The organism is Pantoea sp. X-Soil-MYKO-1785, assembly GCF_059730675.1.
On the sequence record NZ_AP036000.1, the window covers coordinates 135,301 to 161,230 of the forward strand.

The window sequence follows — 25,930 nt, forward strand, 5'->3', positions numbered from 1 at the left end:
TTACCAACCAGGAAAATATCATGGTGATGGAGAGTATTAGTCAATGGCTACCTTCTTCAACTGACCTCATCTCCCAACCGGAAACACCGCATTTCTGGCACCAATGCCAACGATTTTATCGCTTTCAGCCGATTTATCAGGTGACGGGGCGGTTGCTGGCAATCGAGTTGCTGACGGCCATTACCCATCCGTCTGCACCGGAACACATCCTGTCGCCGGAAGCCTATTTTGCCGGGCTTGAGATTCCGCAGCGGCTGCATGTGGTACAGGAACAACTCGAACTGTTAACGCAGTGGGCTCCTTTCTTTGAGCAGAATGCGGTGGTTGCCTCGGTCAACATTGATGGGCCGTCACTGTTGTCTATTCAGCATCATCCGGCGATCCGCAGCCTGATTATTCGCCTGCCCTGGGTTCGCTTTGAGCTGACAGAACACCATGTCCTGCCGCAGGAAGAGATGATCGCCCGGATGCCGGAACTCGGGCCGCTGTGGCTGGATGATTTTGGCTCCGGTATGGCCAATTTCTCGGCGCTGACCGAACTGAGATATGACTACATCAAGCTGTCGCGTGAGCTGTTTATCCTGCTGCGCAACTCCGATGAAGGACGCAGCCTGTTTTCAATGCTGCTGGCGCTGATCAACCGCTACTGTAACGGGGTGATCGTTGAAGGAGTGGAAACTGAGGATGAGTGGCAGCAGGTCAGACGTTCACCCGCTATCGCCGCGCAGGGCTATTTCTTTTCGCGTCCGCTCCCATTTTCTGAGTTGAATCATCTCACTATCCAGCTTCCCTAACCCCGTTGCCCACGGTCTCGACTATCTTTAACGGAGACCGTGAAAGTGCAAGGAGAAAGCGCAATGTCGCGTACCGGGAAAATAGTCAGTTGGGTTGCAGGAATTCTGTTGTTGTTAATCGTGATCGTCATTGTGGTGATTGCCACCTTTGACTGGAACCGCCTGAAACCCACCATCAATAAGAAAGTCACCACCGAACTCAATCGTCCGTTTGCGATACGCGGCGATCTCGGCGTCGACTGGGCGCGCAATCCGCAGGAGCAGGGCTGGCGGCGCTGGGTGCCATGGCCGCAGGTGCATGCGGAAGATATCATGCTAGGCAATCCGCCCGATATTCCTGACCTGACTATGGTGCATCTGCAGCGGGTCGATGCCACGCTGGCTCCGCTGGCGTTACTGCATAAAGAGCTGTTCATCCCGTGGATTAAATTGCAGCGGCCCGATGCGCGGCTGGTTCAGACCGCGGATAAGAAAAATAACTGGACTTTTACTCTCGCCAACAGCGACAGCAACGATCAGCAGGCGGCACCTTCGGCCTGGTCATTCCGCCTCGATAACATCCTGTTCGATCAGGGCCAGATTCGCTATCGCGATGCGATTAACCATGCCGATGTGACGGTACAGGTTAATCCGTTGGGTAAACCGGTGCCGTATGGTCAGATCGCGGGCGGTGACGATAAGCAGCAGGGCGCAGGTGACTTTGTCTTCGGCTGGCAGGCGCGCGGAACCTATAACGACGAGCAGCTGAACGGCGAAGGCAAGATTGGCGGAATGCTGTCGCTGCGCAGCCAGACGACGCCGTTCCCGGTGCAGGCTGATATCCGCAACGGCACCACGCGCGTGCAGGTGACCGGCGGGGTGAAAGACCCGATGAACCTCGGCGGACTGGATGTGCGACTGCGCTTCTCCGGTGACACGCTGGCGAATCTGTATGGGCTGACCGGCGTGCTGTTGCCTGATACGCCGCCGTACGAAACCGATGGCCATCTGATCGCGAAATTCAACGACGATAAGGGCGCGGTCTATCACTATCAGAAATTTAACGGCCACATTGGCGACAGCGATATTCATGGTTCGCTGACCTACAGCCAGGGCAAACCGCGCCCCCGACTCAGCGGTGAGCTGACCTCTGACCAACTGCGGATGGCCGATCTGGGGCCGCTGATTGGGGTCGACTCCGGTAAAGGCAGCGACAAAACCGCGCAGGCAAAATCGCGGCGCGGTGAGAAATCGAACCAGCCGGCCGATCGGGTGTTGCCACACGATCGGTTCGACACTAAAAACTGGGACGTGATGGATGCCGACGTTAAGTTCAGTGGGAAACGCATTGAACACAGCAATTCACTGCCGCTGAGCGACCTTTACACCCATCTGCAGCTAAAAAATGGCGATCTGTTGCTCGATCCTCTGCGGTTTGGCATGGCGGGCGGCACGCTCAACAGTACGATCCGGCTGGAAGGCGATCGCTCGCCGATGCGCGGCCGGGCTGATATTCATGCGCGTAAGCTGCGCCTGCGTCAGCTATTCCCGGATGTTCAGGCGATGCAAAACAGTCTCGGCCAGCTAAACGGTGATGCCAGCTTCACCGGTACCGGTAACTCGGTGGCCGATCTGCTGGCGACCAGTAACGGCCAGCTGAAGCTGCTGATGAACGACGGCGTGATCAGCCGTAGCCTGATGGAGATTGCCGGACTGAACGTCGGTAACTACGTGGTAGGCAAGCTGTTTGGCGACGATCAGGTACGGATTAACTGCGCCGCTACCGATATCAAACTGCAAAACGGTCTGGCGACGCCAAACCTGTTTGTGTTTGATACCGAAAATGCGGTGATTAACGTCACCGGCAACGCCAACTTTGCCACCGAGCGGATGGATCTTTCGGTCAATCCGGAGAGTAAAGGGGTGCGCATCATCACCCTGCGTTCACCGCTCTATGTACGCGGCACCTTTAAAAATCCGGATGCTGGCGTGAAAGCCGGTCCGCTGCTGGCCCGTGGTGCAGCGGCAGTGGCGCTGGGCACCGTGGTCGGTCCGGCTGCGGCGTTGCTGGCACTGATCTCGCCGAGTGATAACGACGACAACCAGTGCAGCACCGTATTGCAGCAGATGAAGCAGCAGAAATAATCAGCTGCGGTAGAGCACTTTGATAATGTGATAACCAAAACCGGTCTTTACCGGCCCGTAAGGCGTTAACAGCGGGCAGGTAAAGACCGCTTTATCAAAGGCCGGCACCATCTGTCCCTGACGAAATTCCCCCAAATCACCGCCATTGCGGCCGGAAGGACAGGTTGAGTGCTTCTTTGCCAGCTGCTGAAAGTTGCCGCCCTTAGCCAGTTTCGCCAGAATCTCTTTTGCCAGCGCTTCCTCTTTTACCAGGATGTGTAAAGCCGCCGCGGTTTTCGCCATGTTGCTATCTCGGTTGTGTATAATTGCCGCCCAGTATAAACCCCTTTCTTTTGATTCAACTGAGCGATTTTTCCTATGCGTTTAAACCCCAGCCAACAACGCGCCGTCGAATTTGTTACCGGTCCCTGTCTGGTGCTGGCGGGCGCGGGATCGGGCAAAACCCGCGTAATCACCAATAAAATCGCCCATCTGATTCGCGAGTGTGGCTACCAGGCGCGCCATATCGCCGCGGTCACCTTCACCAATAAAGCGTCACGAGAGATGAAAGAGCGCGTGGCGCAGACGCTGGGCCGCAAAGAGGCGCGCGGCCTGATGATCTCGACCTTCCATACGCTGGGGCTGGAAATCATCAAGCGTGAAACCGCGGCGCTGGGCATGAAGTCCAACTTTTCGCTGTTTGACGATCAGGATCAGCTTGGCCTGCTGAAAGAGCTGACCAAAGAGTGGCTGGAAGAGGATAAGACCCTGCTGCAACAGCTGATCTCTACCGTTTCAAACTGGAAAAACGATCTGGTCGATCCGCCCCGGGCGGCCGCACTGGCGCAATCGGAGCGCGATAAAATCTTCGCCCACTGCTATGCGCTTTACGACCAGCATCTTAAAGCCTGTAACGTGCTGGATTTTGACGATTTGATCCTGCTGCCGACGCTGCTGCTGCAGCGTAATCAGGAGGTGCGTGAACGCTGGCAACAGCGCATCCGCTATCTGCTGGTGGATGAGTATCAGGACACCAACACCAGCCAGTATGAGCTGGTTAAGCTGCTGGTTGGCGCGCGGGCGCGCTTTACCGTGGTGGGCGATGACGATCAGTCGATCTACTCGTGGCGCGGGGCGCGACCCCAAAACCTGGTGCTGCTGAAAGAGGATTTCCCCGCGCTGGAAGTGGTGAAACTGGAGCAGAATTACCGCTCCTCCCAGCGCATCCTGAAAGCCGCGAATATCCTGATCGCCAATAATCCACACGTGTTTGAGAAGCGCTTATTCTCAGAACTGGGCCAGGGCAGCGAGTTGAAGGTGGTGACCGCCAACAGTGAAGAGCACGAAGCGGAGCGGGTGACCGGTGAACTGATCGCTCATCACTTTATCAACAAGACGCAGTACAAAGACTACGCGATTCTCTACCGCGGCAACCATCAGTCGCGGGTGTTTGAAAAGTTTCTGATGCAGAACCGTATTCCTTATCGCATCTCTGGCGGCACTTCGTTCTTTTCTCGCCCGGAGATCAAGGACCTGCTGGCTTATCTGCGCGTGCTGACCAATCCCGACGATGACAGCGCCTTTTTGCGCATCGTGAATACGCCGCGCCGCGAGATTGGCCCGGCGACGCTGCAAAAACTGGGCGAATGGGCCAACCTGCGCAATAAGAGTCTGTTTAACGCCAGCTTTGATGTCGGGCTGGGGCAGACGCTGAGCGGGCGCGGGCTGGAACATCTGCAACGCTTCACCCACTGGCTGCATGAGATTATCCAGCTGACCGAACGCGAGCCGGTCAATGCGGTACGCGACCTGATTCGCGGCATCGATTATGAAAGCTGGCTGTTTGAAACGTCGGGCAGTCCGAAAGCGGCAGAAATGCGGATGAAGAACGTCAATACGCTGTTTCAGTGGATGACGGAGATGCTGGAAGGCAGCGATCTGGATGAGCCGATGACCCTGGCGCAGGTGGTGACGCGCTTTACCCTGCGCGACATGATGGAACGCGGGGAAAGCGACGAAGAGCTTGATCAGGTGCAGCTGATGACGCTGCATGCCTCTAAAGGTCTGGAGTTTCCCTATGTGTTTCTGGTGGGGATGGAAGAGGGACTGTTGCCGCATCAGAGCAGTATTGATGAGAACAACATCGAAGAGGAGCGGCGTCTCGCTTACGTCGGCATCACCCGGGCGCAGAAGGAGCTGACCTTTACCTTATGTCGCGAACGTCGGCAATATGGCGAGTTAGTGCGGCCCGAACCGAGTCGTTTTCTGCTGGAGCTGCCGCAGGACGATCTGCAGTGGGAAACGGAGCGCAAAGTGGTCAGTGCTGAAGAGCGGATGAAAACCGGGCAGAGCCGCGTGGCGGGCCTGCGAGCGATGCTGGATAAGGCGAAGAAAGGCTAAGCCGGCGGGTAAAGCGCTGAGGCGACGGCGGTTCGCCTCATGCTGACTTCACGCCCGATCACGACAGGGTCAATAACCAGTGTACATAGGACTGATAATGGCTCTCCTGCTCCAGCAGCTCGGTGCGCAGCGGATGCGCCTCCAGCCAGCCAGCCGGCAAGGTCAGATGCAGCGCATCATCGTCGGCCTGCAGCCGGACCGCAGGCAGGGTATCGTCGCGACGGCGACTGGAGAAGATGATCGCCAGACGCAGCAGACGACACATCCGTTCCGCCAGCCGCGGCGGTAAGGCGTTTTGCTGCGTCAGCAGCGCCAGGTCGATACTGCCGCTCTGGTTTTGCAGCAGACAGGCCAGCAACTTCTTCTGCGCCGGGGTAAAGCCAGGCAGATCGAGGTGACGAACCAGGTAAGCCGCGTGCTGCGGCGCATGACGGAAGTCGACGCTCAGGCCAATTTCATGAATAGCGCAGGCGCTGAGCAGCAGGTCACGACAGCGCTGATCCAGCTTCCATAGCGTACAGACCTGACGGAAAAAGCTTTCTGCCAGCTGACGGACCCGATCGGCTTGCTCAACATCAATGCTAAAACGACGCTGCACGTTCTGGAGCGTGCGGGTGCGGATATCGCGATCGATCGGCAGGTGCAGCATGCCATAGACCAGCCCTTCACGCAGCGCGCCGCCCGCCAGCGTCATGCTATCAATACTCAGTTCCTGGAAGATGGCGATCAGAATCGACAGGCCGCTGGGAAACACCAGCGCCCGTTCCAGCGTCAGCCCTTCAATTTCCAGCTCTTCCAGCTTGCCGCACTGAATAGCACGTTGCTTTAGCTGCTGCAGTTTATTCAGGGTGATACGCTCATCCATGCCCTGCGCCACCATGATCTCCTGCAGCGCCTGTACTGTGCCCGAGGCGCCGACGCAGGCTTGCCAGCCCTGTTGCCGTAGTTGCGCGGCAATCGGATGGATCATTTCACGTGCCGCCTGTTCAGCCTGGTCAAAGTTTTCCTTTGCCAGATGCCGATCGCTGAAAAAGCGTTCCAGCCAGGTGACGCAGCCCATCGACAGGCTGAACAACACCGTGGCGTGCGAGCCATCACCGGTCGCCAGCTCAGTGCTGCCGCCGCCGATATCCACCACCAGACGCTGATCGGAACCGCCGGTGGTGTGCGCCACGCCCTGATAAATCAGGCGCGCCTCTTCTTCACCGCTGATCACGTTGATGGTACAGCCGAGAATCTGCTGCGCCGTGTCGAGAAATTCCTGCGCATTCGCTGCCAGACGCAGCGTGGCGGTCGCCACCACGCGGATCTGATCGAGAGGGATGTCCTGCAGTTGTTCAGAGAACAGTTTGAGGCATTGCCAGCCGCGCGTCATCGCCTCAGCTGACAAATGGTTGCTTTTATCCAGACCGGCCGCAAGGCGTACCTTGCGCTTAATTTTCGCGATGGTCTGAATACTGCCAGACACCTCGCGCACCACCAACATATGAAAGCTGTTAGAACCTAAATCAATCGCAGCATAAAGTGACGATGCGCTTAGCATGGTGAGCTTAACCCGAACGTTTACGGTTGTTGTTGCGTGGCGCACCGCGACGATTGGCGTTATTTCCTCCGCGACGCGGACCGTTACCGGTGCGGCTACGCGCCAGGCGTTTAGGCGGCGGCAGATCGGTCAGTAATGCATCACTGTTGTATTTGCTGACCGGAATGCTGTGACCAATGTACTCTTCAATCGCCGGCAGGTTCAGTGCGTACTCTTCACAGGCCAGGCTGATAGAATGTCCGCTGGCACCTGCGCGACCCGTACGACCGATACGGTGAACGTAATCTTCGCAATCGTCCGGCAGATCGTAGTTAAACACGTGGGTGACGGCAGGAATATGCAGACCACGGGCGGCAACGTCAGTCGCAACCAGAATATCCACATCCCCTTTGGTGAAGTCGTCAAGAATGCGCAGGCGCTTCTTCTGAGCGACATCGCCGGTCAGCAGGCCGACACGGTGACCATCCGCAGCCAGATGGCCCCAGATATCTTCGCAACGGTGCTTGGTGTTCGCGAACACAATGGCACGATCCGGCCACTCTTCTTCCAGCAGGGTTTGCAGCAGGCGCATTTTCTCTTCGTTAGACGGATAGAAAAGCTCTTCCTGAATGCGGTGGCCGGTTTTCTGTTCCGGTTCCACTTCAACATATTCAGCACTGTTCATGTGCTCAAACGCCAGTTCACGAACCCGATAAGAGAGGGTAGCGGAGAACAGCATGCTGAGGCGCTGAGTCGCCGCAGGCATCCGGCGGAACAGCCAGCGGATATCTTTAATAAAGCCGAGATCGAACATGCGGTCGGCTTCGTCCAGCACCATCACCTGAATGGCACCGAGGTTAACGTGGTTTTGCTTCGCGTAATCGATCAGACGACCGGTGGTTCCGACCAGAATGTCGACGCCTTGCTCCAGCACTTTCAGCTGTTTATCGTAGCCATCACCGCCGTAAGCGAGACCCAGCTTCAGGCCCGTTGAGGCGGTAAGCGGTTCTGCATCGGCATGAATTTGCACTGCAAGTTCACGCGTTGGCGCGAGAATTAACGCCCGCGGCTGGTTAACCTGACGACCTTCGGCCGCAGGATGAGAGAGAAGATGATGAAACGTTGACGTCAGAAACGCCATCGTTTTGCCGGTACCGGTTTGCGCCTGGCCTGCAACATCACGCCCGGAAAGCGTAAAGGGCAGGGCTAACGCCTGAATCGGCGTGCAGTATTGAAAGCCTTTACTATCAAGGGCTTCAACCACTTTTGGGTGCAGGGCGAAGTCGGAAAACTTCTGTTCAGTTAAGTGTGTTTTGCTCATAGTGTGGTAGAATATCAGCTTACTATCGCTTTACGAAAGCGTATCCGATGAAATAAAGTCAACCTACATTGGTTTATATTACGCCAATTCGCCAGGCATAATCTTGTGGAGTAAAACATGAGCAGCGATAAAATCGTTCATCTGACTGATGACAGTTTCGACACCGACGTGCTGAAAGCCGACGGCGTTACACTGGTAGATTTCTGGGCTGAATGGTGTGGTCCTTGCAAAATGATCGCCCCAATCCTTGATGAAGTTGCAGAAGAGTATGATGGCAAACTGACCATCGCTAAGCTGAATATTGATGATAACCCAGGCACGGCACCGAAATACGGCATTCGTGGTATCCCGACGCTGCTGCTGTTTAAAAATGGTGAAGTCGCCGCGACCAAAGTGGGCGCGCTGTCTAAAGGCCAGCTGAAAGAGTTCCTGAACGCCAACCTGGCGTAATTCAGGGCTGAACGTTCGGCAGTGGTGAATTTATCTCCTGCTGCTGGACGTTCGCTTTCAGGCGTGCTAAGTTACCAATACTGCATTACGAACTTACCTTGTAGTTAGCATCTAAAGTTTTCCCTTGTTAAACCCTGTCGCACTGTACCTTATAGAGATAGAACGGTTTAGCAATCTGACGGTTAGCTCCAACTCTGGCATCGCAATCGACCGTCTCCTCGCTTCCAGGTCGCCATCCCAGACGATGATCGTCGAGAAGAGTCGAAAAGAGCCATTAACGGCATGGATTAATTGCCATACCATTCACGACAAACATTTCGAGTATTACCCCGAGTTTAAGAACCCATCACTATGAATCTTACCGAATTAAAGAATACGCCGGTTGCTGAGCTGATTACTCTCGGCGAAAATATGGGGCTGGAAAATCAGGCTCGCATGCGCAAGCAGGACATTATCTTCTCCATCCTGAAGCAGCACGCGAAAAGCGGCGAAGACATCTTCGGTGATGGCGTGCTGGAGATACTGCAGGATGGATTTGGATTCCTCCGTTCCGGAGACAGCTCCTACCTCGCCGGTCCTGATGATATCTACGTTTCCCCCAGCCAAATCCGCCGCTTCAACCTCCGCACAGGTGACACCATCTCTGGCAAAATTCGTCCCCCAAAAGAGGGTGAACGTTATTTTGCGCTGCTGAAAGTTAATGAAGTTAACTACGACAAGCCGGAAAACGCGCGTAATAAGATTCTGTTCGAAAACCTCACGCCGCTGCACGCGAATAAACGTCTGCGTATGGAGCGGGGTAATGGCTCAACGGAAGATTTAACCGCACGTGTACTGGACCTGGCTTCACCGATTGGTCGTGGTCAGCGTGGCCTGATCGTGGCACCGCCGAAAGCCGGTAAAACCATGCTGCTGCAGAACATCGCGCAGAGCCTGGCGTACAACTACCCGGATTGCACCCTGATGGTGCTGCTGATCGACGAACGTCCGGAAGAAGTCACCGAGATGCAGCGTCTGGTCAAAGGTGAAGTTATCGCCTCTACCTTTGATGAGCCCGCTTCGCGCCACGTTCAGGTTGCTGAAATGGTGATTGAAAAGGCCAAGCGTCTGGTTGAACACAAGAAAGACGTGATCATCCTGCTTGACTCCATCACCCGTCTGGCACGTGCATACAACACCGTGGTTCCGGCATCAGGTAAAGTCCTGACCGGTGGTGTCGATGCCAACGCCCTGCACCGTCCGAAGCGTTTCTTCGGTGCGGCACGTAACGTGGAAGAGGGCGGTAGCCTGACCATCATCGCGACCGCGCTGGTAGACACCGGTTCGAAGATGGATGAGGTGATTTACGAAGAGTTTAAAGGTACCGGTAACATGGAACTGCATCTCTCACGTAAAATCGCAGAAAAACGCGTCTTCCCGGCGATTGATTACAATCGTTCTGGTACCCGTAAAGAAGAGCTGCTCACCTCTCAGGAAGAGCTGCAGAAGATGTGGATCCTGCGTAAGATTATTCACCCAATGGGCGAGATCGACGCGATGGAGTTCCTCATCAACAAGTTGGCGATGACCAAAACCAACGATGAATTCTTCGATATGATGAAGCGTTCCTAATCCGATACTGTAAAGCCGAACCACAGATTCGGCTTTTTTAGCTTAAATGCGCAGAAAATCGACCTTACGCCACGTCTCAACGTGGCGTTTTTCATTTGTGAGCTATAGGATTGAACACTGACAGGAGCATTTATAATGACTGTGGTAGTGGTGACGAATTAATGACCGTTCGTGCATCTCTTTATGCAGAATTCGGAATCCGACGCAGCGATGAACGCACTTTTTCGCGTATTGTTGCCCGGGATGTTAGCTGAGAGCGTTTAACGTGAATTTACTCACTATGAGTACTGAGCTTGGTTTAATTTTTCTCTTTTCCCTGGCTTTCCTCTTTTTTGCTCGAAAAGCAGCTAAAAAAATTGGTTTAGTTGATAAGCCTAACTCACGTAAACGTCATCATGGCGCGATTCCGTTGGTTGGCGGCATTTCTGTGTTCGCAGGTATCTGCTTCACCTTCGCGATAACCAATTATTATCTGCCGCATGCGCTGCTCTATCTGGGGTGCGCCGGGGTACTGGTGCTGGTTGGCGCGCTGGACGATCGTTTCGATATCAGCGTGAAAATCCGTGCCGTGGTGCAGGCGATGGTCGCGGTTGTGATGATGGTCGGTGCCAAACTTTATCTGCTTAGCCTCGGGTTTATCGTCGGCCCGTTTGAACTGATCGTTGGGCCGTTTGGCTACGTGCTGACGCTGTTTGCCGTCTGGGCGGCGATCAACGCCTTTAATATGGTCGACGGGATTGACGGCTTGCTGGGCGGACTTTCCTCGGTGACCTTCGCGGCTATGGGCATCATCCTCTACTTTGATGGCCAGACCAGCCTCGCCATGTGGTGTTTTGCGATGATCGCCGCCACGCTGCCCTACATCCTGCTTAACCTCGGCTTCCTCGGCCGTCGCTTCAAAGTCTTTATGGGCGATGCGGGCAGTACGATGATTGGCTTCACCATCATCTGGATCCTGCTGGAAACCACTCAGGGCCTGAGCCATCCGATTACGCCGGTGACCGCACTGTGGCTGATTGCCATTCCATTAATGGACATGGTGGCGATTATGTATCGCCGTCTGCGTAAAGGCATGAGCCCGTTCTCTGCTGACCGCCAGCATATTCACCATCTGATCATGCGCGCCGGTTTTAGCTCGCGTCAGGCCTTTGTCCTGATTACCGTTGCCGCCGCGATCCTCGCCGGTATCGGCGTTTTAGGCGAATACCTGGCGTTCATTCCCGAATGGGTGATGCTGCTGCTGTTCCTGGTGGCCTTTATGGTTTACGGCTACTGCCTGAAGCATGCGTGGCGCGTGGCGCGACGTGTCCGGCGGATCAAACGCCGTCTGAGCCATTACCGCGACGCCAAAAAAAACTTACCCCGCTAAGCGCTGACAAAGGATAACGCTGCCATGCCTGCTGAAATTGTGGACAACGAACTGGATATTCGCGGCTTATGTTGCCGTTTATGGCGTGGCAAGCGCTGGATTGTCGGACTGGCGCTGCTGTTTGCGCTGGTCGCCTGGCTGGCGACGCTGCTGATGAAACAAGTCTGGAGCACCACGGCGGTCACCGATCGTCCGACGGTGAACATGCTTGGATCTTACTATGCGCAGCAGCAGTTCCTCGCCAATCTGGATGTGCGTAACAACGCCCTGACGCTGACCGCTCCGTCGCCCACGGTGATGGATGAGGTCTATCAGGAATTCACCATGCAGCTAGCCTCGTGGGATACACGCCGCGAGTTCTGGCAGCAAACCGATTATTATAAAAGCCGAAAAACCGGTAATGCGCACAACGATGCTGCGCTGCTTGACGATATGATCAGCAATATTCTGTTCACGCCCGCCGATGCGGCGCACAACCTGCCGGATAACGTGCGGCTAAAAGCAGAAACCGCCGGCGATGCGAATAACCTGCTGCGCCAGTACATTGCCTACGCCAGTGAGCGTGCAGCCCGTCATCTGAACGAAGAGTTCAAAGGGGCCTGGCAGGCGCGGACGGCTCAGCTTCAGGCGCAGGTTAAGCGGCAGGAAGATGTGGCCAATGCGGTGTTTCAGCGTCAGCAGCATCGTCTGGAACAGGCACTGAAGATTGCCAGCCAGCAAGGCATTAATGAAAAACAGGCGCGCGAAGCGGGCGAAAACCTGGCGGACAGCGACCTGTTTCTGCTGGGCAAGCCGGTTTTACAAGGGCAGCTCGAGACCCTGCGCGCCACCGGCCCGAACTTCGATATAAGCTATGATCAGAACAGAGCCATGCTGACCACGCTGGTCGCCGGCCCGACGCTGAACAGTAAATTCCAGACTTACCGTTACCTGCGTACCCCCGAAGAGCCGGTGTCGCGTGATAGTCCACGCCGCCTGTTCATGATGATTATGTGGGGTGCCGTAGGGGCATTGGTTGGGGCTGGTGTGGCGCTGGCACGTCGTCCGCGTCTGATGTCAGACCAGCGTCATTGAGAGAAACAGTGTGAAAGTTCTGACAGTATTTGGTACCCGTCCCGAAGCCATTAAAATGGCGCCCCTGGTTCAGGCCCTGGCGCAGGATCCGGCGTTTGACTCGCGTCTGTGCGTCACGGCACAGCATCGTGAAATGCTCGATCAGGTACTGCGCCTGTTTCAGCTGCAGCCGGACTATGACCTGAATATTATGCGTCCTGAGCAGGGGCTGACCGAGATCACCTGCCGCATTTTAGAGGGCATGAAAACCGTGTTGCTCGACTTCAGACCAGACATCGTGCTGGTCCATGGCGACACCACCACCACCTTAGCGGCCAGCCTGGCGGCGTTTTATCAGCAAATCCCGGTCGGCCATGTTGAGGCCGGACTGCGCACCGGCGATCTGGCGTCACCGTGGCCGGAAGAGGGGAACCGCAAACTCACCGGCCATCTTGCCCGTCTCCATTTCACGCCAACCTCGCGTTCGCGCCAGAACCTGTTGCAGGAAAACCTGCCGGATGCGCGCATCGTGGTGACCGGCAACACGGTGATTGATGCACTGCTGTGGGTGCGCGATCGGGTGCTGGATGACTGCAATCTGAATGCCCAGCTGGCGGCGCGCTATCCGTTTCTCGACGCCAGCAAGAAGCTGGTGCTGGTGACCGGTCATCGGCGTGAAAGCTTCGGTGACGGTTTTGAGCGGATTTGTAGCGCACTGGCACAGATTGCGCGGCAGCATCCGGAGGCGCAAATCGTCTACCCGGTGCACCTCAATCCCAACGTCAGCGAGCCGGTTAACCGCATACTCAGCGGCATTGAAAATATCATTCTGATCGAGCCCCAGGAGTACCTGCCTTTTGTCTGGCTGATGAACCGCGCCTGGCTGATTCTCACCGATTCGGGCGGCATTCAGGAGGAAGCGCCCTCGCTGGGCAAACCAGTACTGGTCATGCGCGATACCACTGAACGGCCCGAAGCGATCGATGCGGGTACGGTAAAACTGGTGGGGACGGATATCGACAGAATCGTAGCCGAGGTCAGCACCTTGCTGACGGACGATAATGCCTGGCAGGCGATGAGCCATGCCCATAATCCGTATGGCGATGGCAAAGCCTGTGGCCGTATTTTGCAAGCCTTAAAAGATAACCGAGCCGACTTATGAGTTTTCAAACCATTTCCGTGATTGGACTGGGATACATTGGGCTGCCAACGGCAGCCGTTTTTGCCTCAAAGGGAAAAAAAGTAGTGGGGGTGGATATCAACGCCCGGGCGGTTGAAACCATCAATCGCGGTGCGATTCATATCGTAGAACCTGATTTAGACCAGGTGGTGCACGCCGCCGTCACGCGCGGCGATCTGCGGGCGACAACCCAGCCGGAAGCCGCCGATGCGTTTCTTATCGCCGTGCCGACGCCTTTTCAGGCAGACCATCAGCCCGATCTGCGCTTCGTGCAGGCTGCAGCGGAGTCGATCGCGCCGGTGCTGAAGCCGGGCGATTTAGTGATTCTTGAATCAACCTCGCCAGTTGGCACCACCGAGCAGATGGCTGACTGGCTGGCCGCTGCGCGTCCCGATCTGCGTTTCCCGCAGCACGGTGAAACGCCCGATATTTATATCGCCTACTGTCCGGAGCGGGTGCTGCCGGGTAAGGTGATGGTGGAACTGATTAATAACGATCGGGTGATTGGCGGCATGACGCCAGCCTGTTCGGCCCGCGCCAGTGAACTCTATCGGTTGTTTTTAAAAGGCGAATGTGTGGAAACCAACGCCCGCACCGCTGAGATGTGTAAGCTGACCGAAAACAGCTTCCGTGACGTTAATATCGCCTTTGCGAATGAGCTGTCGCTGATTTGCGCCGCTCAGGGGATTAACGTCTGGGAACTGATTGCGCTGGCGAATCGCCATCCGCGCGTCAACATTCTGCAGCCCGGACCGGGCGTCGGCGGTCACTGCATCGCCGTCGATCCGTGGTTTATTGTGGCGCAAAATCCTGAGCTGGCGCGCCTGATCCGCACGGCGCGTGAGGTCAATGACGCTAAGCCGCAATGGGTACTGGATCAGGTTAAAACGGCGCTGGCGGATAGCCTGACGCAAACCGGTAAGCGTGCCACTGAGTTGACCATTGCCTGCTTCGGTCTGGCCTTTAAGCCGGACATTGACGATCTGCGCGAAAGCCCGGCGATGGGTGTCGCCCGACTGATTGCTGACTGGCACAGCGGCAGCACCTGGGTGGTTGAACCGCACATCGACCAGATTCCGGCGTCCCTCAGGGATAAAGCCACGCTGGTCTCCAGTGAGCAGGCGCTGGCACAGGCCGATATCCTGGTAATGCTGGTGGATCATCGTGCTTTCCGCGCAGTGGATGCCGCCGGGGTGCGCCAGCAGTGGGTGGTCGATACCAAAGGCGTCTGGCGATGAAACGTTTTCTGATTACTGGCGGTGCCGGCTTTATCGGCTCGGCGCTGGTTCGTTTTCTGATTGCCGAAACGGACCACCAGGTGGTGGTGGTCGACAAACTCAGCTATGCCGGCAATCTTGCTTCGCTGAGCAGCGTCGCCGATTCGCCACGATTTATCTTTGAGCAGGCTGATATTTGCGACCGGCCGGCGCTCGATCAGATCTTCGCCCATCATCAACCCGACTGCGTGATGCATCTTGCCGCGGAAAGTCATGTGGATCGCTCTATTGACGGACCGATCGCCTTTATCGAAACCAACATTGTCGGGACTTACCAGCTGCTGGAAGCGGCGCGTTTTTACTGGCAGACGCTGGATGCCGCGCGCAAAGCCGCCTTTATCTTTCACCACATCTCTACCGATGAGGTGTTCGGCGACCTGCATGATAGTCAGGGATACTTTACCGAAACTACCCCTTACGCGCCGAGCAGCCCTTACTCTGCCAGTAAAGCCAGCAGCGACCATTTAGTCCGGGCCTGGCTGCGAACCTACGGTTTACCTACGCTGGTCACCAACTGTTCAAACAATTACGGTCCGTGCCACTTTCCGGAAAAACTGATCCCGCTGACCATCATCAACGCCATGGCGGGCAAAGCACTGCCGGTATACGGCAACGGACAACAGATCCGTGACTGGCTCTATGTCGAAGATCATGCCCGCGCGCTGTATCAGGTGGTCAGTCATGGCAAGCCTGGCGAGACCTACAATATTGGCGGCCATAATGAGCGACGCAATATTGAGGTGGTGGAAACCGTATGCAGCCTGCTGGAAGAGCTGGCTGCAGATCAAAAACCGCAGGGGCTGGCCCATTATCGCGACCTGATCACCTACGTAACCGACCGCCCCGGCCATGACCAGCGCTACGCCATTGATGCCAGCAAAATCGCGCGTGAACTGGGCTGGCTGCCGCAGGAAACCTTTGAAAGCGGCATGCGTAAAACGGTCGCCTGGTATCTGGCGAATCCCGACTGGTGGCAGGCCATTCTCGACGGGCGCTACCGTGGTGAGCGCCTCGGCTTATCGCAATAATCAGCGAAAGGAGCAGCGATGAAAGGCATCATTTTAGCCGGAGGATCGGGAACGCGGTTACATCCCATCACCCGTGCAGTTTCTAAGCAACTGCTGCCGGTCTATGACAAACCAATGATCTACTACCCGCTGTCAGTACTGATGCTGGCGGGTATCCGCGATATTCTGCTGATTACCACGCCGGAAGATCGGGCGCAATTTGAGCGCCTGCTGGGCGACGGAGCGGAATTTGGTCTGCGGCTCAGTTACGCGGTTCAGCCCCATCCGGACGGTCTGGCGCAGGCGTTTATCATCGGTGAATCGTTTATTGGCGATGATAACTGCTGCCTGGTACTGGGCGACAATCTTTACTTCGGCCAGGGATTCAGTCCGAAGCTAAGAAAAGTGGTAGAGCAGAACCGCGGCGCGACCGTGTTCGGTTATCAGGTGATGGATCCCGAACGCTTCGGCGTGGTGGAGTTTGATGATGATTTTAAAGCGATCTCTATTGAAGAGAAGCCAAAACAGCCGAAGTCTCGCTGGGCGGTCACCGGCCTCTATTTCTATGATAATCAGGTAGTCGACTTCGCCAGACAGGTTAAGCCTTCGCCACGCGGTGAACTGGAAATCACCGCCATTAATCAGATGTATCTTGAGCGCGGTGAGCTGACCGTCGAACTGCTGGGACGCGGGTTCGCGTGGCTGGATACCGGCACCCATGACAGCCTGGTGGAAGCGAGCATGTTTGTGCAGACGGTTGAAAAACGTCAGGGCTTCAAGATCGCCTGTCTGGAAGAGATCGCCTGGCGTAACAGCTGGCTGAGTGATGACCAGCTACGTGCGGCAGGCGAAGCGCTGACTAAAACCGGCTACGGCCAATACCTGCTGGATCTGTTACATGCCCGTCCACGTCAATATTAATCCCCTTCGCTGGGAGAGTCAGTTCTTCGGTGTTGAGACCGTACGGCTGGATCTTAACGGTGACACCGCTCTGGATGCAGCGCTGCAACATCCCTGCGCGCTGCTGCAGGTCAAAGTGCCCGCCAGCCAGACCGCGCTGATTGATACGCTGCAGCAGCACCGGTTCCAGCTGGTGGAAGGTGAAGCGGATCTGACGCTGCCGATTAACCAGACCGAACGACAGGTCGGCATTCGCATTGCACGCGAGGCGCAAATTCCGGCCCTGCGCGAGGCGGCCTCACAGCTGTTCAGTCAGAGTCGCTTTCGTGCGCCGTGGTATGCGCCCGACGCCAGCGGTCGTTTCTACGCCCAGTGGATTGAAAACGCGGTGCGTGGCACCTTTGATCATCAATGCCTGGTGGCTGCGGATGCGGCAGGCCAGCTACAGGGCTTCGTCTCGTTGCGTGAAGTGGACGGCGACGCTCGTATCGGTTTGCTGGCGGTGCTGCCTGACGCGCAGGGCCAGGGACTGGGCCAACGGCTGATGCTGGCGGCAGCGGACTGGGCGCGGGTGCGGCGACTGGCGCAGCTTCGGGTCGCCACTCAGCTCAGTAATCTCACGGCGATGCGCCTCTATTTACGCAGCGGTGCCCGTATCGACAGCACCGCCTACTGGTTCTACAGGAAAGGTCATGATTCCATTTAATGCACCCCCGGTTGTGGGCACGGAAATTGAGTACATGCAGTCGGCGATGAACAGCGGCAAGCTGTGCGGAGACGGCGGTTTTACCCGCCGCTGCCAGCAGTGGATGGAGCAGCGCTTTGGCAGTAAAAAAGTGCTGCTGACCCCCTCCTGTACCGCGTCACTGGAGATGGCCGCGCTGTTGATCGATCTGCAGCCGGGCGATGAAGTGATCATGCCGAGCTATACCTTCGTCTCTACCGCCAACGCTTTTGTGCTGCGCGGCGCCCGCATCGTGTTTGTCGATGTGCGTCCCGACACCATGAATATTGACGAGACGCTGATCGAAGCCGCCATCACCGAAAGAACCCGCGCGATTGTGCCGGTGCACTACGCCGGCGTCGCCTGTGAAATGGACACCATAATGGCGCTGGCGGCGAATCATAAGCTGTTTGTCATTGAAGATGCGGCGCAGGGCGTGATGTCACGCTACAAAGGCCGTGCGCTGGGCACCATAGGTCACATTGGTTGTTTCAGCTTCCATGAAACCAAGAACTATACCGCCGGTGGTGAAGGCGGGGCGACCTTAATTAATGACGCCAGCCTGGTCGAGCGTGCCGAAATCATTCGTGAAAAAGGCACTAACCGCAGCCAGTTTTTCCGCGGTCAGGTGGATAAATATACCTGGCGCGATATGGGATCGAGCTACCTGATGGCCGATTTGCAGGCGGCCTATCTGTGGGCGCAGCTGGAAGCGGCTGAACGTATCAACCAGCAGCGGTTGCGCATCTGGCAACGTTATCATGATGCGTTACAGCCGCTGGCAGAGCAGGGGCGAATCGCGCTGCCGGTAATCCCCGCCAGCTGCGAGCACAACGCGCATATGTTCTATATCAAACTGCGCGATCAGGACGATCGTCAGGCGCTGATTAACTGGATGAAAGAGGCCGAGATACTGACGGTATTCCACTACATTCCGCTACACAGTTCGCCGGCTGGCCAGCGTTTCTCGCAGTTTGTTGGCGACGACCGCTTCACCACCGTTGAGAGCGAACGCCTGCTGCGCCTGCCGCTGTTCTATAACCTGTCGGATAACAACCAGAGCACGGTTATCAGCTCGCTGCTGAGCTTCTTTTCCTGATGTCACTGGCCAAAGCTTCAGTGTGGACCGCGTCGTCCACGCTGGTAAAAATCGTTGCCGGACTGCTGGTGGTCAAACTGCTGGCGGTCAGCTTCGGGCCGGAGGGCGTCGGTCAGGCGGGTAACTTTCGTCAGCTGATCACCGTGCTGGGTGTGCTGGCGGGGGCCGGAATTTTCAACGGCGTCACCAGCTATGTGGCGCAATATCAGCAGCAGCCCGAGCGGTTACGAGCGCTGGTTGGCACCGCCTCAACCCTGGTGCTGGGCTTTTCCGGCGTGCTGGCGCTGCTGTTCCTGCTGGCGGCAGGCCCGATCAGCAATGCGCTTTTTGGTCACGATCGCTATCAGAACGTGATCCGCGTGGTGGCGTTTCTTCAGCTCGGTATCGCGTGGGCGAACTTTAGTCTGGCGCTGCTGAAAGGGTATCGTGATGCGCGCGGCAATGCGCTGGCGCTGATTCTCGGCAGCCTGATTGGCGTCGTGGGTTATCTGCTGTGCTGGTGGTTGGGTGGTTATCAGGGCGCACTGATCGGTCTGGCGCTGGTGCCGGCCCTGTTGCTGGTGCCGGCTGTGATCTTGCTGAAGCGCCGCGTACCCTTGCCGCTCAGCTGGCTGCGTCCGCAATGGCAGCCCGAGCTGGCGCGTAATCTGGCTAAATATACCCTGATGGCGTTGATTACCACCGTGACGCTACCGGTGGCCTGGGTAATGATGCGTAACCTGCTGGCGGCGCAGCAAGGCTGGGCGCAGGTCGGACTGTGGCAGGGCGTGACCAGTATCTCCGATGCCTATCTGCAATTTATTACCGCCACTTTCAGCGTCTGGCTGCTGCCGACGCTGGCGCGACTGGATAACAAACGCGATATTGCACAGGAAATTGGCCGGGCGCTGCGCTTTGTGCTGCCGGCGGTGGCGGTGGCCAGTTTCGCGGTCTGGATCCTGCGGGATGTTGCCATCAGCCTGCTGTTTTCCGACGCGTTCCGTGGCATGCGCGATCTGTTTGTCTGGCAACTGTGTGGCGATGTTTTTAAAGTGGGAGCCTATGTTTTCGGATATCTGGTGATCGCCAAAGCCTCGCTGCGCTTTTATGTTCTGACTGAGATCAGCCAGTTTGTATTGCTGACGCTGTTCTCGCGCTGGCTAATTCCGTTACAGGGCGCAACGGGGGCGGCGCAGGCTTACATGTTTACCTATATGGCTTACTTTGCCCTGTGTTGTGGCGCTTTTATGATTTATTGCCGGAAAAAATGACTTTAATTCACGTTTTGGGATCGGATATTCCCCACCACAACCTCACGGTGCTGCGCTTCTTCAACGATGTACTGAGCGTTGAACAGCCCACGGCTACGCCACGCCATTTTATGGTGGTAACGCCACAGCCTGAGATTTTTTCGCCGTTCAGCGCCTTACAGATTGAGTGCTTTGCCAGTAAAAAAGCGCTGGCGCAGGCGGTATTGCAGCGTGCCAGGCGGCGTCAGCAACGCTTCTTCTGCCACGGCCAGTTCAATCCCTGGCTCTGGCTGGCGTTACTCAGCGGCAAGCTGCATCGTTCCCAGCTGTTCTGGCACGTGTGGGGCGCAGATCTGTATGAAGATTCTCGCAGCCTGAAGTTTCGCCTGTTCTATTTTCTGCGCCGGATGGCGCAGGGGCGAGTGGCGCACGTTTTTGCCACGCGCGGCGATCTGCATCATTACCAGCAACGCCATCGCCGGGTACCCGGTTCGTTACTCTATTTCCCGACCCGCATGCCGGATGTGGCGGTCCATGCTGCGCCCGATCCGACGTTTACTCTGTTGCTGGGGAATTCAGGCGATCCGAGCAACCGCCATATCGACGGACTCAAGGCGATTCACGCGCAGTTTGGCGACCAGCTGCGTATTGAGGTACCGCTGGGTTATCCGCCGAACAATCAGGCCTATATCAGTCAGGTGAGGGCGGCGGCTGAGGCGCTGTTTCCGCAGGGACAGGTGAAGCTGATTGATGAGAAAATGGCGTTTGATGACTATTTAGCGCTGCTGGCGCGCTGCCACGTCGGCTATTTTATGTTTGAACGTCAGCAGGGGATCGGGACCTTGTGTCTGTTAATCCAGGCCAACGTGCCCTTTGTGCTGAGTCGTAAAAACCCATTCTGGCGTGATGTGGCGGAGCAGCAGTTGCCGGTGCTGTTCAGCGAAGATGCACTCACGCCTGCGGTGATTAGCGAGGCGCGTCGTCAGTTAGCGAGCTGCGACAAACAGGCGATAGCCTTTTTTGCGCCCGGCTATCTGGCCGGATGGCGCTCAGCATTACGCCTCAGCGAAGGGGAGTTGTCATGAGCCTGATGCAGTTTAGCGGTCTGCTGGCGGTCTACCTGCTGTCGCTGGGTTTTATTCTCACCCTGACCTGGCGGGAGTTTAAGCGCGTGCGTTTTAACTTCCATCTGTTCTTCACACTGCTGTTCTTACTGACTTTTTACTTCGGGTTTCCGCTGACCAGCGTGCTGGTGCTCCGCTTTAATGTTGAGGTGGTGCCGGTGGCGTCTCTGCTGCAGGCGCTGCTGTCGGCCACCGGATTTTATGCCCTCTATTACGTCAGCTATAAGGTCCGACTGCGGCCCGCTAACGCCCCGCCGGCTAAACCCTGGCTGCAGATGAATCGGGTCGAAACTCATCTGACCTGCGTGATCCTGGCGCTGGTGGCGCTGGGCACCGTGACGGTTTTTTTCATCCACAACGGCTTTCTGCTGTTCCGCCTGACCGCCTATAACCAGATCTTCTCCAGCGAAGTCTCTGGCGTGGCGCTCAAGCGCTTCTTCTACTTCTTTATTCCGGCGATGTTGATCCCCTATTTTTTGCGTCCGTCACGACGCAACTGGCTGCTGTTTCTGCTGGTGACCGTCGCTTTTGGTCTGCTGACCTACGCGCTGGTCGGCGGAACCCGTGCCAATATCATTATCGCGTTTGCCCTGTTTCTGTTTATCGGCATCACCCGCGGCTGGATTACCCTGTGGATGCTAGCAACCGCAGGTGTGATGGCGATTGCCGGCATGTTCTGGCTGGCGCTGCGCCGTTATAACCTCGACGTGATGGGCGATGAAGCCTTTTATACCTTTCTCTACCTGACGCGTGATACCTTCTCGCCTTGGGAGAACCTGGCATTACTGCTGGATAACTATGCCAAAATTGAGTTCCAGGGGCTGGCGCCGCTCTGGCGTGATTTTTATGTGTTTATTCCCAGCTGGCTGTGGCCGGATCGTCCGCTGGCGGTGCTGAACAGCGCTAACTACTTCACCTGGGAAGTGCTGAATAACCATTCGGGACTGGCGATTTCGCCGACGCTGATCGGTTCACTGGTGGTAATGGGCGGCGTCTGGGCGATTCCGATCGGCGCGGTGGCGGTGGGGATGATTATCAAAGTCTTCGATGCGCTCTATGCGCGTGGCTGCCAGGAAACCAATCGCTACAGCGGAGCTATTCTGCAAAGTTTCTGTTTTGGCGCGGTGTTCAACATGATCGTGCTGGCGCGTGAAGGGCTGGATGCGTTTGGCTCACGCGTGGTGTTTTTCGCTATTATTTTTGCCGCCTGTCTGGGCGTGGCTAAATTACTATTTTGGTTATTGGATCGCGCCGGTTTAATTCGCGATCGCAGCGAGCGGGTGCTGCATAGCCCCTCCTGATTAACCTCTGGGATTGACGGAAGATATGACAAAGTTACCTGACTCGCCGCAGTACCGGATTCGCGGCGTCGCACTGTATGGCTTCGACAGCATGCCGTCGGCGGTGGATTTTTTAATGCCGTCGCAGGGCGTGCGGAGCGGCATCTTAGTCGCCATCAATGCAGAAAAGATTCTGACTGCCGAACGGGATGAGGGATTACGTAACCTGTTAACCCAGGCCGAGTTCGCTTATCCGGACGGCATCAGTATCGTTCGTTCAATCCGTAAAAAATACCCCCACGCTTCGGTACAGCGCATTGCTGGCGCAGACTTATGGGAAGCGCTAATGGAGCGCGCCGGACGTGAGGGTACCCCGGTATTTCTGATTGGTGGGCGTCAGGCGGTGCTGGATGAAACCTGCGACAAGCTGCGGCGGCAGTGGAATGTGAACATTGTCGGGGCGCAGGATGGTTATTTTGCGCCAGCCGAGCAGGATGCGCTGTTTGCCCGCGTGGCCGCCAGCGGTGCGAAGCTGGTGACGGTTGCGCTGGGTTCACCCCGCCAGGAGCTGTTAATGCTGGCGTGCCGCGCCCACTGGCCTGGTGCGCTCTATATGGGCGTTGGCGGCACCTATGATGTTTTCACCGGCCATGTGAAGCGGGCACCTAAAATCTGGCAGCGGCTGGGACTGGAATGGCTCTATCGGCTGATCAGGCAGCCGAGCCGCTGGCGCAGGCAATTAAAACTGCTGAGATATTTGCGCTATCACTGGCGCGGCGATCTCTGATATTGCTGATTAATGCCGCATTTTTACCCGGCGAGTCGGGAGAAATGCACTATTTGTCGACGAAATGCACAAAGCGTAATCAAACGCGTTTTTTTATTCAAAAAGCACTAGACACGATGGGCGCTTATCTCTAGTATGCACATCCGCAACGGCGCTACGCGCCCGTAGCTCAGCTGGATAGAGCGCTGCCCTCCGGAGGCAGAGGTCTCAGGTTCGAATCCTGTCGGGCGCGCCATATCGTTTGTGCGCATGAGCTTCGGTGGTTTGATTTACCGCGTTAGTTGGCAGTAAAGATTTAAATGCTGCAGGTTTTAAACTTGTAACATTCGGTACAGTGGTGGCTATAGCTCAGTTGGTAGAGCCCTGGATTGTGATTCCAGTTGTCGTGGGTTCGAGTCCCATTAGCCACCCCAGATTTTGCTGGGATACGCGAAGGTGGCGGAATTGGTAGACGCGCTAGCTTCAGGTGTTAGTGTCTTAACGGACGTGAGGGTTCAAGTCCCTCTCTTCGCACCAGGCAAAACAGTTAAAAAAATCGGCGAGTAGCGCAGCTTGGTAGCGCAACTGGTTTGGGACCAGTGGGTCGGAGGTTCGAATCCTCTCTCGCCGACCATTTTAGAAACCTGTCTGAAAAGACAGGTTTTTTTTCGTTTGTAGCAAAAGAGGATGAGGACCTCCGAAGGAGGTTTGAGCCGAGCGCAGCGAGACAACGTTGCTTCAGCAACGGCCCGCAGGGCAGGCTCGCAGAGCCAGGTAATCCTCTCTCGCCGACCATTTTAGAAACCTGTCTGAAAAGACAGGTTTTTTTTCGTTTGTAGCAAAAGAGGATGAGGACCTCCGAAGGAGGTTTGAGCCGAGCGCAGCGAGACAACGTTGCTTCAGCAACGGCCCGCAGGGCAGGCTCGCAGAGCCAGGTAATCCTCTCTCGCCGACCATTTTTAGCAACCTGTCTGAAAAGACAGGTTTTTTCGCCTGTCGTTTAGCGAATGACCGGTTGCGTCGCTATTCTGCGACAGATAACCCGTTGATTTTATAACAATGCGAGGCGATTACGCACGGCTGTCTCCAGAGAGAGACAGCGAAGCGGGCCGGTGTCGCTGAATACCGACACTCGCGGCAGGCTGCCCACGCCACTTTATCCTGCATCATTATTAAATAGCTGATTTAAAAGCTTTTAAAAAATAAAATCTAAGCTGGCATGAATTATGCAATAATAAACCTGTAGATGCTCATTCCACCTCTTATGTTTGCTGATGCTACATAAACCTGGGAATGATGCAGAGCCAATTTTTAGGTACCTGTTGTCTGCCTGCCTGTATCGCGAAAGTCTTACAGGGTTAACAGACACCACGTTGAGTCAGGTACCTGCCGGTTGTCTTACCGACCTGATCTTACACCTGCCAATGGCAGGTGTTTTTTTATCTGCGGTTTACTGCCGGCGGGCGGTCAATGTCGGGCACAAAAAAGCCGGGCAAGCCCGGCTTTTTCGTTTTCTCCGGCCGATCAGGCGCCGGGATTGTTCTTCAGCGTCAGCAATAAGCCTTCACGACGCATCTTCGCCGCTTCTTCCGGGCGACGCAGACGATCGTATACATCCGCCAGCCAGGCATAGTCAAACGCATCAGGACGCTGTGCCAGCGCCTGCTGCAGCGCTTCGGCCGCCTGTTGCCATTCACCATGACGCATCAACAGTTGACCCAGCGTGCTGTGCAGCAGCGGCGTAGCACCATGCTGTTTAATCTGCTGACGTAGCGCTTTCTCCAGCGCCTCCGGGTTGCCGCTCTTAATGCGCGGCATCAGCAGCACCAGCCGATCGTCATAGTGGCGTTTCAGCCCCTCCAGCACGATTGACTGGGCGGTATCGTGATCGTCACACTCAATCAGGTGGTCAGCCATCGCGACCTGCAACGTGGTTTCCTGACGGGTTTTGCGGCTCAGATTGCCCCACCAGCGCTTCAGTCCGTCGCTACCCTGATCGGCCATCGCCTGACTCATCAGGCCCAGCCACGCCTGTTGCTGCAGGGCAGTGCGGTGATCCTCATCGCCAACCTGTGCTTTCTGCATCGCCGGCAGAATATCCAGCAGTGCGCTCCAGCCGCCGGTACGGATATAAGCCTGTTCGGCCAGGCGCAGCACTTCAGGATGGCGCGGTGCCACTTCCAGTAAACGATCGATGCTGTGACGCGCGGCGTGATCTTCGTTACGCGCCAGCTGAATACGCGCGCGGGCAATTTCCACCGGGATGGTGTTGCTGTCTGACAGTTCAGCCGCCCGCTCCAGATGCTGATTGGCGCGCACTTCATCACCGCGCTGTTGTGCTGCTTCCGCCGCCAGCAGGTAGTTGGCAACCGGCACATCAGCATGATCGGCATCTTTAGACAGCAGCTTTTCAACCTGACGATGGTCACCTTCCGCCAGCTTCATCAGCGCGGACTGAGTATGACGCTGGGCGCGACGACGTTTACGGCCGGTAAACCAGCCGCGGGTGCGGACACCGGTACGCAGCACGCGGCGCAGCAGCCATTCCACGGCCAGAATCACCAGCAGGCTGATGATCAAAATAATCACCAGGCCGGTAACGCTGGTTTCGATATTCCAGTTATCGGTCTGAATCAGCACGTAGCCCTGATGGCCGGCGATCATCGGTCCCAGCACCACGCCAGCAATCAGCAGGATAAAGAGGATAAATACCTTAAGCAT

The 25,930-nt window shown here is 56.3% G+C and carries 21 protein-coding genes, 4 tRNA genes and 2 other RNA genes; 23 read left to right on the forward strand and 4 right to left on the reverse strand.

Annotated elements, in window-relative coordinates; genetic code table 11:
• Window positions 1-20 precede the first annotated feature (20 nt).
• Both pdeH and AC6I8D_RS00600 read left to right on the forward strand, forming a co-directional pair.
• Window positions 21-794, forward strand: coding sequence for a cyclic-guanylate-specific phosphodiesterase (pdeH, locus tag AC6I8D_RS00595; protein ID WP_312054790.1), 774 nt, complete (start codon window positions 21-23; stop codon window positions 792-794).
• Between the two features lie 63 nt (window positions 795-857).
• Window positions 858-2,918: an AsmA family protein gene (locus tag AC6I8D_RS00600; RefSeq protein WP_312054789.1), complete on the forward strand. Its 2,061-nt coding sequence runs from the start codon at window positions 858-860 to the stop codon at window positions 2,916-2,918.
• Here AC6I8D_RS00600 and ppiC read toward each other — a convergent pair whose 3' ends face one another.
• Complete coding sequence (gene ppiC, locus AC6I8D_RS00605) at window positions 2,919-3,200, reverse strand: peptidylprolyl isomerase PpiC (RefSeq protein WP_031375064.1); 282 nt, start codon at window positions 3,198-3,200, stop codon at window positions 2,919-2,921.
• Between the two features lie 75 nt (window positions 3,201-3,275).
• Here ppiC and rep point away from each other — a divergent pair, with 75 nt between their 5' ends.
• Window positions 3,276-5,297 (forward strand): DNA helicase Rep, encoded by a 2,022-nt coding sequence (gene rep, locus AC6I8D_RS00610; protein ID WP_312054787.1) that lies wholly within the window; start codon window positions 3,276-3,278, stop codon window positions 5,295-5,297.
• A gap of 58 nt (window positions 5,298-5,355) precedes the next feature.
• Here the strand turns inward: rep and gppA are convergent, their stop codons facing one another.
• Window positions 5,356-6,840: a guanosine-5'-triphosphate,3'-diphosphate diphosphatase gene (gppA, locus tag AC6I8D_RS00615; RefSeq protein WP_312054785.1), complete on the reverse strand. Its 1,485-nt coding sequence runs from the start codon at window positions 6,838-6,840 to the stop codon at window positions 5,356-5,358.
• 7 nt (window positions 6,841-6,847) lie between these two features.
• Window positions 6,848-8,140, reverse strand: a complete 1,293-nt coding sequence (gene rhlB / locus AC6I8D_RS00620; protein ID WP_031375061.1) for an ATP-dependent RNA helicase RhlB — start codon at window positions 8,138-8,140, stop codon at window positions 6,848-6,850.
• Between the two features lie 117 nt (window positions 8,141-8,257).
• Between rhlB and trxA the strand changes: the two genes are divergently transcribed.
• The 20 genes from trxA (at window position 8,258) to AC6I8D_RS00720 (ending at window position 24,165) form a co-directional block, all read left to right on the forward strand.
• On the forward strand, window positions 8,258-8,590 hold the full coding sequence (gene trxA / locus AC6I8D_RS00625; protein WP_003851963.1) for a thioredoxin TrxA: 333 nt from the start codon (window positions 8,258-8,260) through the stop codon (window positions 8,588-8,590).
• Between the two features lie 351 nt (window positions 8,591-8,941).
• Entirely contained in the window at window positions 8,942-10,201 is a 1,260-nt protein-coding gene (rho, locus tag AC6I8D_RS00630) for a transcription termination factor Rho (protein ID WP_031375060.1), read from the forward strand.
• 280 nt (window positions 10,202-10,481) lie between these two features.
• Window positions 10,482-11,570, forward strand: a complete 1,089-nt coding sequence (gene wecA, locus AC6I8D_RS00635) for a UDP-N-acetylglucosamine--undecaprenyl-phosphate N-acetylglucosaminephosphotransferase (RefSeq protein ID WP_312054782.1) — start codon at window positions 10,482-10,484, stop codon at window positions 11,568-11,570.
• 3 nt (window positions 11,571-11,573) lie between these two features.
• The gene (wzzE, locus tag AC6I8D_RS00640; protein ID WP_312054981.1) at window positions 11,574-12,644 is read left to right on the forward strand and encodes an ECA polysaccharide chain length modulation protein; all 1,071 of its coding nucleotides are present in this window, start codon (window positions 11,574-11,576) and stop codon (window positions 12,642-12,644) included.
• A 10-nt stretch (window positions 12,645-12,654) separates the two neighbouring features.
• Window positions 12,655-13,785: a non-hydrolyzing UDP-N-acetylglucosamine 2-epimerase gene (wecB, locus tag AC6I8D_RS00645; protein ID WP_312054781.1), complete on the forward strand. Its 1,131-nt coding sequence runs from the start codon at window positions 12,655-12,657 to the stop codon at window positions 13,783-13,785.
• Window positions 13,782-15,041, forward strand: coding sequence for a UDP-N-acetyl-D-mannosamine dehydrogenase (wecC, locus tag AC6I8D_RS00650; RefSeq protein ID WP_312054780.1), 1,260 nt, complete (start codon window positions 13,782-13,784; stop codon window positions 15,039-15,041). The genes wecB and wecC overlap by 4 nt, the downstream gene beginning before the upstream one ends.
• Window positions 15,038-16,108 (forward strand): dTDP-glucose 4,6-dehydratase, encoded by a 1,071-nt coding sequence (gene rffG, locus AC6I8D_RS00655; protein ID WP_497819513.1) that lies wholly within the window; start codon window positions 15,038-15,040, stop codon window positions 16,106-16,108. The genes wecC and rffG overlap by 4 nt, the downstream gene beginning before the upstream one ends.
• An 18-nt stretch (window positions 16,109-16,126) precedes the next feature.
• Window positions 16,127-17,008, forward strand: a complete 882-nt coding sequence (gene rfbA / locus AC6I8D_RS00660; RefSeq protein WP_312759229.1) for a glucose-1-phosphate thymidylyltransferase RfbA — start codon at window positions 16,127-16,129, stop codon at window positions 17,006-17,008.
• The gene (rffC, locus tag AC6I8D_RS00665; protein WP_069728609.1) at window positions 16,986-17,693 is read left to right on the forward strand and encodes a dTDP-4-amino-4,6-dideoxy-D-galactose acyltransferase; all 708 of its coding nucleotides are present in this window, start codon (window positions 16,986-16,988) and stop codon (window positions 17,691-17,693) included. Before rfbA ends, rffC begins: the two co-directional genes overlap by 23 nt.
• Window positions 17,680-18,810, forward strand: coding sequence for a dTDP-4-amino-4,6-dideoxygalactose transaminase (rffA, locus tag AC6I8D_RS00670; protein ID WP_312054772.1), 1,131 nt, complete (start codon window positions 17,680-17,682; stop codon window positions 18,808-18,810). Before rffC ends, rffA begins: the two co-directional genes overlap by 14 nt.
• Window positions 18,810-20,060, forward strand: a complete 1,251-nt coding sequence (gene wzxE, locus AC6I8D_RS00675; protein WP_312054770.1) for a lipid III flippase WzxE — start codon at window positions 18,810-18,812, stop codon at window positions 20,058-20,060. Before rffA ends, wzxE begins: the two co-directional genes overlap by 1 nt.
• A complete protein-coding gene (wecF, locus tag AC6I8D_RS00680; RefSeq protein WP_312054768.1) occupies window positions 20,057-21,124 on the forward strand; it encodes a TDP-N-acetylfucosamine:lipid II N-acetylfucosaminyltransferase in 1,068 nt (355 codons plus the stop codon). The genes wzxE and wecF overlap by 4 nt, the downstream gene beginning before the upstream one ends.
• Complete coding sequence (gene wzyE, locus AC6I8D_RS00685; RefSeq protein ID WP_497819514.1) at window positions 21,121-22,464, forward strand: ECA oligosaccharide polymerase; 1,344 nt, start codon at window positions 21,121-21,123, stop codon at window positions 22,462-22,464. Before wecF ends, wzyE begins: the two co-directional genes overlap by 4 nt.
• A gap of 25 nt (window positions 22,465-22,489) precedes the next feature.
• Window positions 22,490-23,230: a lipopolysaccharide N-acetylmannosaminouronosyltransferase gene (wecG, locus tag AC6I8D_RS00690; protein ID WP_497819515.1), complete on the forward strand. Its 741-nt coding sequence runs from the start codon at window positions 22,490-22,492 to the stop codon at window positions 23,228-23,230.
• A gap of 158 nt (window positions 23,231-23,388) precedes the next feature.
• Window positions 23,389-23,465: transfer RNA gene (locus AC6I8D_RS00695), tRNA-Arg, on the forward strand.
• Between the two features lie 102 nt (window positions 23,466-23,567).
• Window positions 23,568-23,643: transfer RNA gene (locus AC6I8D_RS00700), tRNA-His, on the forward strand.
• 16 nt (window positions 23,644-23,659) lie between these two features.
• Window positions 23,660-23,746 (forward strand) — tRNA-Leu (locus AC6I8D_RS00705).
• 20 nt (window positions 23,747-23,766) lie between these two features.
• A tRNA-Pro gene (locus AC6I8D_RS00710) sits at window positions 23,767-23,843 on the forward strand.
• A 32-nt stretch (window positions 23,844-23,875) separates the two neighbouring features.
• Window positions 23,876-24,004: non-coding RNA, RtT sRNA (locus AC6I8D_RS00715), on the forward strand.
• 32 nt (window positions 24,005-24,036) lie between these two features.
• A non-coding RNA gene (locus AC6I8D_RS00720) (RtT sRNA) lies at window positions 24,037-24,165 on the forward strand.
• Window positions 24,166-24,733: 568 nt separating this feature from the next.
• On the opposite strand, the gene hemY is transcribed toward AC6I8D_RS00720, so the two are convergent.
• The gene (hemY, locus tag AC6I8D_RS00725; RefSeq protein ID WP_312054762.1) at window positions 24,734-25,930 is read right to left on the reverse strand and encodes a protoheme IX biogenesis protein HemY; all 1,197 of its coding nucleotides are present in this window, start codon (window positions 25,928-25,930) and stop codon (window positions 24,734-24,736) included.